The following is a 12,819-nucleotide window of genomic DNA, read 5'->3' as shown; positions in this document are numbered from 1 at the left end:
AACTCGGTGCTTTTTTTGCATGCTATAGATAGGTGCTATCTGATAGTGAAGTTGACTCCGTATATCGGCAAATTAGCTTTTGCGGCGACACGCTGTGAAGAGAAGTTGTCACAGAACGTGCTGTATAACGGGATGGCTCCGATCCTGCGAACCGCTTGAGCCCAGCTTGCAACTACGTGAGCTGCGTACCCTCTACCACGAAAGTCGTGAAGCGTTTCTAGCCCAGCCTCATGGGCGTGACAAGAAATACGAACACTCCGGCATAGCGATATAATCTGCTCATGGTGAACGATTGCGACGCAAGGCTGTGCATACTCGATTTCTGAGGCCAGCCACTCGAATCCGCTATAATCCCATTTTGTTATATTTTCTTTCGTGATCGTTACTGGCTTCTCCGAACTGGCATCCGCCAAGCTGGTTTCAGGTACATAGTAACAAGGCCCCATTGTGAATTGTTCAGCATGCAGGAGGCTCATATAGGATTCATAGTGCTTCGGTGTTGCATGAATATCACGAATTGCGGGTTCAACCTTAATTAATGACTTCAGTTGTTCGACTAGCGAGCTTGGAACATCATGGCGAAATCTACATATCGTCTTGCCATCCATGGTTCGTCCTAAGAAAAAGCGAGGAGCTGGACGCTCACCAGGCCACGGCTCGTTAATCGATCGGAGCCGCATCTTGTCATCATGCGTAAACAGGGCTTCAGCGTGCATGTTCATAAGCTTATTAGAAGATAGCAGACTTGCTTCTGGATTTTCTTTTTCCGTTTGAATGAGTAGCACCCCCAAGTTGTTATTGATTTGCAACGTACCCTAATTCTTCATCTACGTGTACCTCTGCTTCCTGTTGCAGTGATTCTAAGGAAAAGTCTTGCGTCATGCTAATGCAGTACGCAGCCATCGAAGTGTTGCACCCTAGTGTGATGTTTCCAAAGAGTGGATAAGGCACTCTGTATACAGGTGGTCGAAGTAAAGAATACCTTGTAATGAAAATTACCTTGATGGATTAGGTCTTGATTGTTATGATAGCAAAAATAAATGGTAGGAAATAGCTAATAATTTTTTCAAGAGAGGACGGTGCAATTGATGCCATATTTACATGGAAACCGCATCACATTACGCGAATATCGCAGAGAAGATTTGGGATGGATTCGGAAATGGGCAAATGATGAGGAGATAACGAATACACTGAGTGATATTTTTTTGTATCCGCATGCGGAACAAGATACGGAAGCCTTTCTAGAAATGATGATTGACAGTTCGTCTAAATCGAAAGGCTTCGTCATCGCTGATCGGCAATCGTTGGATTATATCGGTCAAATTGATTTGCATCAGATTGACTGGAAAAATCGCTCCGCCGTACTTGGCATCGTGATCGGCCGCAAAGATATGCTTGGTGCCGGTTATGGCAGGGAAGCGATTCGACTGATGCAGAAGTTTGTATTCCACTCCTTGAATTTGAACCGGCTGGAGCTGGAGGTGTATGCATTCAATGAGCGGGCGCATCGTTGTTATATCAGCTGTGGCTTCAAGGAGGAAGGGAGACTCCGCCAGAAGATGTTCAAGGACGGAAAGTACTCGGATGTTATCGTGATGAGCGTGTTGAAGGACGAATATGAGCAGATGCAACTTGATGGGAAATGACCTATCAGCTGAAAGGTGATGCATAATGGCAATGATCCCACCATGGGAGCCTGAACAGCAGCGCTATGCGTTATCGGAACAGGTATACCTGCTGAAGGCGGATAAGATCGAATGGGGAATATACTGCTCTGTGTATTATAGTGCAGAATATAACGGTTTTTTCAAGGATCAAGGATATGAATATGAAGGATGGCGAGATCCCTTCTGGATTTATGAAGGCGAAGCTCTCATTGGTGGGGTAGTGATAGCACCCAATGTCATGTTTACGCTCTTCTTCATCCCGCCATTCAGAGATGAACGGCGGATCGTGTTATTATTGAAGGAAGCGCTAATCAGCTGGTCTGATCTAAGCAAGGATATTATTATATTCGAGGTACTGCCAGATCAGGTTGAGCTGCTAGGCAGGGCTGGCTTCTGGCCATCAGCATTCAGATGCCGCTGGATGCAGCGGCCAACCGAAGCTTTTGTAATCACGTGGGAAGATTGCTTTGTTGTGGAGACGCCAGAAATGATCCAGCAGGATGGCATCAATCAACTGCGGAACGAGAATGACATTGCGAGGCTCTTATATCGAAGTTTTGCCGGTGCAGGTTCGATAGATGCCATTCGCAGACAGCAGACGGATATGCAATTCTATCAAGAGGATATCCGCGAATATGTGTCTTACACGAATGACTTGGTAAGGAACGCCTCGACGATCGTTGTCGATAGTCATACGAATGAAGTGGTAGGCGCATGTCTCGTGTCCATGCAAGGAAGTTACCCAGCTATTTATAATATTGCCGTGCATCCTTCCTATTCGGGGCAGGGGATTGCCACAAGAATGCTTCAAACGGCATTATCTAATTTGAAAGGGCACTATCCTGTTCTAAGACTGTATGTGATGCAGGGGAATACAGCGGAATCGGTATACTACAATCTTGGTTTTATGCCTGGGCCAATAGAGGTTCAGCGCATGTACATTCCAGCACAAACTGATCGATCAGATAGCAATCGTACATAACTGTCAGCAACTCCTAACAGGGTAGGCGAATCGCTAGATTCGCCTCCTGTGCATTTTTGCATGATCACACATTTCCGGGATGAACGATGAATACTAACAAAGGTGGCGAGAAATAGACATGAAGGTGCAGGGATTGAACCATCTATGCTTCTCTGTTTCTGATTTGGAGCGCTCGATTTCATTTTATGAGCATATTCTTGAGGCGAAATTAGTCGTGAAGGGGCGCAAGCTGGCATACTTCGATTTACATGGATTATGGATTGCGTTAAATGAAGAGCAAGACGTACCACGCGATGAGATTCATCCTACCTATACCCACATTGCTTTTACCGTAAGCGAACATGATATTGATGAGATAAAGACGAAGCTTGTCCAATACGGTGCCCGAATACTGCCTGGAAGAGAGCGCGATGAGCGGGACAAGCGGTCGATCTATTTCACAGACCCAGACGGACACCGATTTGAATTCCACTCCGGTCAATTGGCGGATCGCTTGGACTATTACAAGGAAACGATGCCGCATATGACTTTTTTGGAATGAGTGAATCCATAATCATCTAATACTATTTAAGATAATGTTCTTCATCACGATTCTGCTGGCATGCCACATCAAGATGATTGTCTTATCAACCAACCTCAGAACAGAATAAATCATCTTGAAACAGCACTTTGCTAGCTTCTGGGGGTACGTTTGTGCTGCAGGATTTCCATCCTGTTTCTATGAAGCTTATTACATCATCAGGGACGACTGCGAGCATTCGCGAGCATAAGGTGACAGGGGACTGTTTCGATTGCTCGTTAAAAGAGAAGAATGTCGCCTACAATAAATATTTAGATGAATACAGAATCGCTGGATCAGAGGAGAAAGTACAAAGGAATTCCAAAATCATTTGTTATTTCCGCTGTTAAATGAGATGATGAAGAAAAGGATATAAAAAAAGAAATAATCAGACAGCGCTGCATCAAGACTAGTCAGAAGAGGTAATGATCATTTATCTGATTAGATAGGGAGTGTTTTTCCGATGCGAACGTTGAAGAGCTTTCTGAAGATGTCGTTCGAATTGATGTTTGGATTGTACTATGGTATCTTTCGTCGAGGAGAGCACTATGACAAAGAAACACAGCATTTACGTGGTGTTCGCTATGGAGCTTTCGTAGTTGGCCTCATGGTTACACTGGTTTTCGTGGCCATGATTTTGTATCCGAGCAGTTTGTAACATACAAGGGAGCGTACAGCATTGGTGAATATACAACCTGAGATTGAAACTATTCTGAATCGATATATCAAGCTAATTGACGAATATAAGCAGGATTGGCTAGAGGGTTTGTATGTCTATGGCTCAATTGCGTTAGGGGATTATTCGTTATCATTAAGCGATATTGACTTCATTGCGATCACTCGTGAACGACTGAATGCAGATGAGATCAGACAAATGGCTATTATTCATGCGGAAGTAAGGCGGTTTGCTCCAAAGCCTAATATGAACGGGATCTACTTGACTTGGGAGGACATGGGCAAGCTGCCTCATGAAATTGCGTCGTTTCCCTATTATTGCGATGGGAAGATGAACCGAGCCGGTTATTTCGAGCTCAATCGTGTGACCTGGTATGAAATGAAGCATCATGGCATAGCAATCGTTGGGCCGCCTATTTCTGAATTGGATATTCCCTTAGATATGAACTTGTTCATGTCTGACATGCATGAGAATTTGAATACCTATTGGGCGAATTGGATACAGAGATCAACACCGTTATTGTCTATTCATTCCTACCTGCTGCTCAATCGTGCTCAAGTTGCATGGGGGGTACTTGGTGTAACCAGACAATGGTATACATTCCGTGAAAGAGCGATTATGAGTAAGGCTGGAGCGGGGGAATATGCATTGAGCATAGTTCCTGAGCGATGGCATAAGATTCTGCAAGAATCGATCAACGAAAGACGAGGCATCGGGGAGTCACTCTATGCTTCGAAGTGGGAGAGGAAGCGGGATGCCTTGGCGTATATGACTTATTTGCTGAATGAGTGCAACCATTTGTTCGATAATGAGCCTAGCAGTGTAATTTGATTGGTAACGCAATTATAATATCGATGTATTTCTGAAGATTCGGGATCGCGGAGGAGTGAACTCGAGTCTTTTTTATTTTTCTCTATGATAATCATTATCAATGCTATATAATGACATAGATTGTTGATTATGATTATACTGACATAGAGAAATGAGGGAATCGATTGCTGCGAAGGTTTTTCTCCTATTATCGTCCTTACATGGGGCTGTTCTTCTTAGACTTTACCTGTGCGGTATTCGTCGCATTACTTGAGCTCGGGTTCCCGCTGGCAGTGAACCAGGTTGTGGACAAGCTGCTGCCAACGGGGAACTGGACGTGGATCGTATGGGCTTGCATTGGCCTGCTCGTGATCTATTTGATTAATATGGTGCTGCATTTTGTCGTCACGTACTGGGGGCATATGCTCGGCATTAACATTGAGACAGATATGCGCAAGAAAATGTTCGAGCACTTGCAGAAGCTGTCATTTCGTTTCTTCGATAACAATAAGACAGGGCAGCTGATGTCCCGCATGTCAAATGACCTCCTTGAAATCGGAGAGGTAGCCCACCATGGGCCGGAAGATTTATTCATTGCGGTGATGACACTGCTCGGCGCATTTGGTCTTATGCTAGGGTTGAACTGGAAGCTGGCCGTGTTGACGTTCGTCGTTGTTCCGTTACTATGTTCCATCACGATCTATTTCAATAAGAAGATGATGGGGACATTTCGGAGAATGATGACAGACCTTGCTGATTTCAATGCTCGCGTAGAAGACAGCATTGGCGGCATCCGCGTTGTTCAAGCCTTTGCTAACGAGACACATGAGAAGGAGTTGTTCGCAGAGAACAACGGCCGCTTCCGCAAGACGAAGCTGTTATCTTATCGCATCATGGCGTGGAATACGTCAATCAGTTATATTTTGATGCGTATTGTAACCGTATTTGTACTGCTGTGCGGTACATGGTTTGTCATTCAGAAGGAATTATCTTACGGAGAGTTTTTGGCGTTTATTTTGCTGACGAACGTATTCCTCGGCCCGATCCAGAAGATTAATACCGTGATCGAGAGTTATCCGAAAGGAATCGCTGGATTCAAGCGCTATGTAGAGATTATCGACACCGAGCCTGACGTGAAGGATAAGCCGGATGCAGTGGATGTGGGCATGCTGCGCGGCAATATTCGGTTCCAAGATGTTACGTTCGGTTACGAACAGGATCGTCCTGTTCTGCGCGGCATTAACGTTGCCATCAACGCCGGCGAGACGGTTGCCTTCGTAGGGCCGTCGGGCTCTGGCAAGACGACGCTCTGCAGTTTACTGCCGAGATTCTACGATGTGCTTGAAGGCAGTATTACGGTAGACGGCGTTGATATTCGCGATTTGAAGCTGCAATCGCTGCGCAAGCAGATTGGCATCGTGCAGCAGGACGTCTTCTTGTTCGCTGGAACCATTCGTGAGAATATCTCATATGGGCGTCTTGGAGCCTCCGATAAGGATATTTGGGAAGCAGCACGGCGCGCGCGACTGGATGACTTCATTCGTGATCAGCCGGACGGCATGAACACAGTAATTGGCGAGCGTGGGGTGAAGCTGTCGGGAGGTCAGAAGCAGCGCCTTGCCATTGCGCGTATGTTCTTGAAGAATCCGCCAATCCTTATCTTGGACGAAGCAACATCTGCACTTGATACGGAGACGGAAGCAGCTATCCAGCAGTCTCTAGCGGAATTGTCGGAGGGACGGACAACGCTAGTTATCGCTCATCGCTTGGCAACGATTAAGAATGCCGATCGTATCGTAGTTGTAACCGATAAGGGAATTGTAGAACAGGGTGGTCATGACGAACTGCTTGCAGAAGGCGGCGTGTATAGCCGACTGCACAAGGCGCAATTCAGAGAATAGCATCTAATTTTATGTGCTGACCAGCATTGCTGATCATACTTGTATATTTGTATGATAAAATGAATTAGATTTTGAAGCCTGATTCACGCATGATTGCGTTTCGAATCAGGCTTTTTGTTTTGTTCGATTAGGGTATTTGGACCACTTCCAGCAGGTGGTTGTGTGAGGGTAATTTGCAATGATCATAATAGTACCTTGACTGTCACAGTACTTTGATCTATATTGTTATTGAGGAGGTGATCCTTGCATGAATGCGAAGCTGTCTTCCGATTTGCTGCGCGGCCATACGGATACAATTATTTTGAAGCTGCTGATGAGCGGAGATAAATACGGTTATGAAATATGCAAGCTGGTGCACAGTGGATCAGACGGGCAATACGAGCTGAAGGAAGCCACAATGTATTCCAGTCTGAAGCGGCTGGAGTCAGAAGGAAACATTACTTCCTATTGGGGCGACGAGACGCATGGCGGTAGACGGAAGTATTATCGCATTACGGACAAAGGGCGCGTCACATATGCAGACAATAAGCAGAATTGGGAATATGCGAAGAAAATATTAGATATTTTGATATAAGAAAGGTGGAATATGCGATGAATGAGCGACTAAGACGATACTTGGACAGCGTCTTTTCCCCATATGAAGATTTGAAGCAGATCCAGGAACTGAAGGAAGAACTGCTGTATGATTTACAGGAGAAGCTGAGCGATTTGAAGAAGGAGGGTTATGATGATGAGGCAGCTTATCTTCTAACGATTGAATCGATTGGTGAGATTTCTGAACTCATTGAGAGTATTAATTCGCAAACGGTTCAGCTGCAGCAGAAGGTGGGGATGGACTTTTCGAAAAGCAATTTGGAAAACTCTGATTTCAAATCGACTTCTGTTCATGATGGACAGTTCAATTACAGCAATTTGAAAGGATCGGATTTCAGCTATTCTGATTTAACGAACAGTTCTTTCAAGTGCAGCAGCTTGGATCAGGTCAACTTTACAGGGGCAAATTTGTCAGGTGCGCAAATTGTGAAGTCAAGCGCGAGAAAAGCGATTTTCACAGATTGTATCTTCGAGAATACCACGTTCAAGTCCTCTGATTTCTCTGGCGTCAGCTTCGACAACTTAACATTCAATGGGGTTGTGTTTGATTATGCTGGATTGCGAAAGACAACATTCCGCAATGCGGTATTCAACAATGTGTCCTTTAAGACAGATGTGAAGAAGACGATTTTCGACGGGGCGACGATGGATAAGCTGACTTATGCGCTGCTGAAGAGCTATAAGGCTGATTTGTCCAATGTAACGGTGCGCTAAGAAGCTTGGTGCGTCTGCGTAAAGGATGAAGTATTCATAATGTGAACTTACCTGCGGGCCATTAGGCAGCGGGTAAGTTTTTGTAATAGCCCGAAGTCTCGTAATGGAATGAAGGAGGGGCATTCTTGAAAAAGTGGCTTACCACTGACTATTTGCTCTATGGCAGTGCAGATCAAGTCGACGTGTATCATTTGCTTCAAGAGCATCGGATTATGGAGATTCTAGAGCCGTACACACCAGTACTTATCGGTACGCTGCCCATATCCATCCATATTCCTGGAAGTGATTTGGACATTGCTTGCGAGGTACATGATTTCACTGCATTTGAGCGGCTTGTAAGCGAGCATTTTGGCCATTACGATGAATTTGATCTCGTACGTCGAACGACTGATGGGATAGAGCGAATAAAGGTAAATTTTCGCTGTGGGAAATGGCCTGTTGAAATCTTCGGTCAGCCTATCGCTTCGGTATCTCAGAATGGATTTCGGCATATGGAAATTGAAGATTGTCTGCTTCGCAAATATGGCGAATCGTTCCGCAAGGAAGTGATCAGCTTGAAACAGCGGGGTATGAAGACCGAGCCTGCCTTCGCACTGCTTCTTCAGCTTGATGGCGATCCCTATGAGCAATTACTTCGAATCGATTGTGATTAACTTCATAGACAATCATGCTGCTGATTGCTAGAAATGATACATATGTAACATTTGGCAAAGATAATAGGGGGGCAAGTCACAGCATGAGTGGAAAATCAGTTGCACCAGTCAGTCAAGATTATATCATCGAGCAGGTCAAAGAGAAGTATAGCTGTACCGTCTTGAAATGCGAAGGACGTCCTGTGCTTGAATTCAAATCCGAACAGGAACTTCATGAAATTACGGATTATGTGCAGCACAACTTCGAAATGGAATTAATGGATGTATTTTTTACGGCCATTGAGAGTTTGCAGCCAGAAGAGTAGGAAGCTCATATGGGGAGGATTATCTACCAACCCTCCCATGTTGTATAAGGCTAAGAAATGCGATTTTACAGCATGTTACAGTGGAGTGGAAAGACCGCGAAAAGACACCAATTGATGCCAAAATGAATTTTTTTGTGATAAATGACCGGGTAGCAATGTGTTTTGGTGTACAATAAGATATATTACGTCATTACGCAGCTATTGAGGTGTAGAAATATGATTATTTTGAAAAGTCAGCAAGAAATCGATGCAATGCGCGAATCGGGGAGACTGCTTGCGCAGGTGCATCAAGAGCTCGCAGGTATGATTAAGCCTGGCGTGACCACACATGAGATCGATCAGTTCGTGGAGCGCTATTTGCATAAGCATGGTGCAACGCCTGAACAGAAGGGATATCACGGCTTTCCGTTTGCGACATGCGCATCTGTGAATGATGTGATCTGTCACGGGTTCCCGAACAAAGAGCCATTGAAGGATGGCGATATCGTAACCATTGATATGGTCGTAAATTTGAATGGCGCTCTGTCTGATTCAGCGTGGAGCTACCGTGTCGGTGAAGTATCGGAGCAGGCAGACAAATTGCTCACCGTTACGGAGAAATGCTTGTATCTCGGCATCGAGCAGGCGGTTCCAGGCAATCGACTCGGAGATGTCGGACATGCGATTCAATCCTATGCAGAAGCGAATGGATTCTCGGTAGTAAGAGACTTCATCGGCCATGGTATAGGCAAGGATATGCATGAGGAGCCGCAAGTACCGCACTATGGTTCTCCAAATCGCGGCATTCGCTTGAAGGAAGGCATGGTCATTACGATCGAACCGATGCTGAATACGGGCCGCTACCATGTGAAGCTCGACAGCGACGGTTGGACTGCACGTACAGCTGACGGCGGTTTGTCGGCGCAATATGAGCATACGATTGCGATTACGAAGGATGGTCCAGTTATTTTGACAACCTTATAAGTGGAAATAGCTGCGAGCAGTTGTTACACGCGTCATGTATGTGAGTATGTGCAAGCGCCCTCTGGTGGAGATCATCCCATTTAGAGGGCGCTTTCTCTTTTTGTATCCCGTTTAATTTATATGTTGAAGGATTTGTCAGAGTGATTATAGAATGGATATATCTGTCTATCGCGAAAAGGGGGATCAATCATGATACATATACAGACAGTTGCACGAACTCAACTTGATGAGTTGGCAGAGCTATATACGGAGCTCGATGAAAGTGAGACGAACATTGAAAGGCTAAGAGAAAGATTTACTGCGCTGCAATCGAACCCAGACTATACATTCATAGGTGCAGTAGATGATTCCGGCAAGCTTGTCGGCTCCGTAATGGGGATTCGCTGCTATGACTTAACAGGTCAATGTCGCCCGTTCATGGTGCTGGAAAATATGATCGTCAGCAAGAGCTATCATCGAAAAGGCATTGGACAACTCCTCGTAGATGCGATTGAGAAAATTGCCATAGAAAGCGACTGTCAGAGTGTCGTTCTTTTATCAAGTGCGTGGAGAACGGATGCGCATCAATTTTATGAGAAGCTTGGATTTACGAAGGATGCGGCATATGGCTTTATTAAGCCATTGAATTAAGCAATGACGCAAGAGAAGGAAGAGATCTTGCAATGACTTCGCAATTAAAGGGGGATGTCGATGAAATCGTATCGGACGAACAGCAGCGATGGCGTAGGCATACATGTTCTGGATACGTTGGATGAAGCAGATCTGTCTTTTACCCCATTGCTTATTTGCCCGGGATTGTCCGAGACCGCGGAGGAATTTGAAGCACTTATGGAATTCTTGCTTCCACGAAGATGTGTGGCATTGTCGTTCCGTGGACGAGGACATAGTGACACACCGCTCTCTGGATATGGCTTGGAGGAGCATGTGGCCGATATCGAGAAGGTTGTACAGACCGCTGGATTGATTCAATATCACATGTACAGCCACTCAAGAGGAGTATCCTATGCGTTGGGGTATGCGAGAGCAGAAAAGCCGCATATACGCAGTCTGCTGCTTGATGATTATCCGCCTGAGCATCGTGCCATGAGCGAAGCGTGGGCCGAAGAATACTTACATGAATACATCATTCCGCACGAACGCTTACCGCACATTCGGCAGGAAGCGATAATCGGAATTCATCGTGATTCTGAATATGCTGCTCTTGAAATCATGCTTCCACAGCCTGTTCTAGTTATGCATGGTATGCTGGATGATTCAATGATTACGGAAGAAGATCTGAATCGTTACAAGTTGATGTGCGCGGATCTGACGGTGCGGCCCTTCGCTCACTCTGGGCATGGAATTAGAATGACGGAAGAACAAGGATTGTATGAGACGATTCGAGACTTTTTGAATCAGTGTGACAAGTAAGCAAGGGCAGGGCTCGGGAACTTTTACAACTTTTATAATCGGATCTGAGGTCGAGCTAAAAAGGTAAAAATTAAAGATGATGCAGGGAGAAGGAGTGCACTGTTCCTTCTCTTTTTCATATTGGGAAGAAGTCTACAATTGTTGGGAAGGTGGCTAATAAAGTTCACCGATTAGGCATAATTGAGGTGTTGATCTGCATAACAAATAAATGGTACAATATGGCATATATTATAAATCTCTGGTGGTGTACGGATGTCAAGCTTCTGGAATGCGGTCATCTCCGGCTCCAAGCAGCAGAAGCTTATGCTTGGTTTTTTTGTATGCCTATTCGTCGTCACGCTCCTCGAACTTGAACTCATTGATATGATGACCATTCATTATCATTCAACGGGCAGAACATCAGGCAATGGCAACATAGGATTGATTGCAATCCTCCTATTTCTTCCGTTCTACCTCTTGTTGCTGTCCCTCATTGGTACTGCATCAGGATTCGTTTATATGAATCGGTTGAGTAATAAGAAGTCCAACAGCGGTTTTCTCATTTTCCTCATTGGAATATCGATTGGATTAGGATTGGTACAGCGCTTTGTGTTTATGAGAGAGGGCGTACCTGATGATGTTTCGGACAATTCCTTATTGGATTATTTGCTCACTCCGTATATGAATTCTGCTTTCTTCAATCTATTCACGTATTTATTAGGGATTATTTTCACGATTGTGTTCAGTTACTTCATTGCACTTCTCATTCATTCCCTCCGTAACAAGCAGGAAGTAGCGGAACATGGTTCTCAATAGAAGAATAAACTTGTCTTTGTTGCCCTATGATGCGCTCTACAGGCAAGCAAAGGTGAAGAAGCACACCTCAGACTTCCACAACAAACAACTCGTTCTTTCTTTACGCAAGAAATGATATTTTGCCCACAACATGTGATTTTTCCATTTTTATATGTGCATGACAGTGCTCCAACTATTCTTGATCTTCCAAGTTCATCGGATGCTTCGATGGATTGATTCATCGTGCAGGTAATAGTTATTCCTCGTTTTGTGAGTTGGAGGTATGAATTTCAGGATGAGGATCATATGGATGACTGTATTGTGTTTCTGTGTCATGTTGTCCACAATCGGTTGCTCGTCAACAGAATGGCAGCAGTATACGAAGTTGGCCGAAGCATTTAAGCAAGCACAATACGATGTACCTGATTATACGCAAATTACAGGACATGTGGATCAGCTCCTCGGGAGATACGAGAGGATTAAGCCTTTCCTGACCCGAGAGACATATAACCAACTGTATCGAAACCGAACTCTGGCCATTGCGTTAGGTACAGCCAAGAAACAGCAATGCAATATCGAAGTGACTTCATTTCAGCTAGAAGAACAATCTGAGACTGAGGCTGAACCTAAGACGGTGAAGTCAATGTCATTTACGTATTCCATGACCATGCAGCTGCGTGATGCACAGGGACAGCTGATTGAAGTGATCGAAGTGCCGGCAGGTCAGATGGATTTTGCAATCCAGGATGGAGGATTGTTCATATTGAGTGATCGAGATGGGGAGCCATTAATGAGCAAGTACAACTAGGAG

General features: G+C 44.9%; 16 protein-coding genes. 15 read left to right on the top strand and 1 reads right to left on the bottom strand.

The window, feature by feature from the left end:
• Positions 1-35: 35 nt before the first annotated feature.
• The gene (aac(2')-IIb, locus tag ABN764_RS15070) at positions 36-809 is read right to left on the bottom strand and encodes a kasugamycin N-acetyltransferase AAC(2')-IIb (protein ID WP_446672365.1); all 774 of its coding nucleotides are present in this window, start codon (positions 807-809) and stop codon (positions 36-38) included.
• A gap of 279 nt (positions 810-1,088) precedes the next feature.
• Between aac(2')-IIb and ABN764_RS15065 the strand changes: the two genes are divergently transcribed.
• From ABN764_RS15065 to ABN764_RS14995, 15 genes are all read left to right on the top strand, one after another.
• Entirely contained in the window at positions 1,089-1,646 is a 558-nt protein-coding gene (locus ABN764_RS15065; protein ID WP_072729861.1) for a GNAT family N-acetyltransferase, read from the top strand.
• A 25-nt stretch (positions 1,647-1,671) separates the two neighbouring features.
• Positions 1,672-2,649, top strand: a complete 978-nt coding sequence (locus tag ABN764_RS15060) for a GNAT family N-acetyltransferase (protein WP_446672364.1) — start codon at positions 1,672-1,674, stop codon at positions 2,647-2,649.
• Positions 2,650-2,767: 118 nt separating this feature from the next.
• Positions 2,768-3,190 (top strand): metallothiol transferase FosB, encoded by a 423-nt coding sequence (gene fosB / locus ABN764_RS15055; RefSeq protein ID WP_174809147.1) that lies wholly within the window; start codon positions 2,768-2,770, stop codon positions 3,188-3,190.
• Positions 3,191-3,671: 481 nt separating this feature from the next.
• Positions 3,672-3,866, top strand: a complete 195-nt coding sequence (locus tag ABN764_RS15050) for a hypothetical protein (RefSeq protein ID WP_174809146.1) — start codon at positions 3,672-3,674, stop codon at positions 3,864-3,866.
• 24 nt (positions 3,867-3,890) lie between these two features.
• Positions 3,891-4,715 carry a nucleotidyltransferase domain-containing protein gene (locus ABN764_RS15045; protein WP_446672550.1) on the top strand — a complete coding sequence of 275 codons (825 nt, stop codon included), beginning with the start codon at positions 3,891-3,893 and terminating at the stop codon, positions 4,713-4,715.
• A 164-nt stretch (positions 4,716-4,879) separates the two neighbouring features.
• A complete protein-coding gene (locus ABN764_RS15040) occupies positions 4,880-6,595 on the top strand; it encodes an ABC transporter ATP-binding protein (protein WP_174809145.1) in 1,716 nt (571 codons plus the stop codon).
• Positions 6,596-6,842: 247 nt separating this feature from the next.
• Positions 6,843-7,169: a PadR family transcriptional regulator gene (locus ABN764_RS15035; RefSeq protein ID WP_044355744.1), complete on the top strand. Its 327-nt coding sequence runs from the start codon at positions 6,843-6,845 to the stop codon at positions 7,167-7,169.
• A gap of 17 nt (positions 7,170-7,186) precedes the next feature.
• Complete coding sequence (locus tag ABN764_RS15030) at positions 7,187-7,903, top strand: pentapeptide repeat-containing protein (RefSeq protein ID WP_021255091.1); 717 nt, start codon at positions 7,187-7,189, stop codon at positions 7,901-7,903.
• A 125-nt stretch (positions 7,904-8,028) separates the two neighbouring features.
• The gene (locus tag ABN764_RS15025) at positions 8,029-8,556 is read left to right on the top strand and encodes a DUF4269 domain-containing protein (protein WP_446672363.1); all 528 of its coding nucleotides are present in this window, start codon (positions 8,029-8,031) and stop codon (positions 8,554-8,556) included.
• 83 nt (positions 8,557-8,639) lie between these two features.
• Entirely contained in the window at positions 8,640-8,861 is a 222-nt protein-coding gene (locus tag ABN764_RS15020; RefSeq protein WP_044355742.1) for a hypothetical protein, read from the top strand.
• Between the two features lie 216 nt (positions 8,862-9,077).
• Complete coding sequence (gene map / locus ABN764_RS15015) at positions 9,078-9,824, top strand: type I methionyl aminopeptidase (protein WP_065290526.1); 747 nt, start codon at positions 9,078-9,080, stop codon at positions 9,822-9,824.
• Positions 9,825-10,013: 189 nt separating this feature from the next.
• Positions 10,014-10,454: a GNAT family N-acetyltransferase gene (locus ABN764_RS15010; protein WP_446672362.1), complete on the top strand. Its 441-nt coding sequence runs from the start codon at positions 10,014-10,016 to the stop codon at positions 10,452-10,454.
• Positions 10,455-10,514: 60 nt separating this feature from the next.
• On the top strand, positions 10,515-11,234 hold the full coding sequence (locus tag ABN764_RS15005; RefSeq protein WP_446672361.1) for an alpha/beta fold hydrolase: 720 nt from the start codon (positions 10,515-10,517) through the stop codon (positions 11,232-11,234).
• A gap of 252 nt (positions 11,235-11,486) precedes the next feature.
• On the top strand, positions 11,487-12,029 hold the full coding sequence (locus ABN764_RS15000; RefSeq protein WP_446672360.1) for a hypothetical protein: 543 nt from the start codon (positions 11,487-11,489) through the stop codon (positions 12,027-12,029).
• A 289-nt stretch (positions 12,030-12,318) separates the two neighbouring features.
• The gene (locus tag ABN764_RS14995; protein WP_072729867.1) at positions 12,319-12,816 is read left to right on the top strand and encodes a Tim44 domain-containing protein; all 498 of its coding nucleotides are present in this window, start codon (positions 12,319-12,321) and stop codon (positions 12,814-12,816) included.
• Positions 12,817-12,819: the final 3 nt, after the last annotated feature.

It is taken from the genome of Paenibacillus wuxiensis, assembly GCF_040195695.1.
Classification (GTDB): domain Bacteria; phylum Bacillota; class Bacilli; order Paenibacillales; family Paenibacillaceae; genus Paenibacillus_B; species Paenibacillus_B suaedae.
This window is presented reverse-complemented; position numbering and strand designations above follow the sequence as displayed.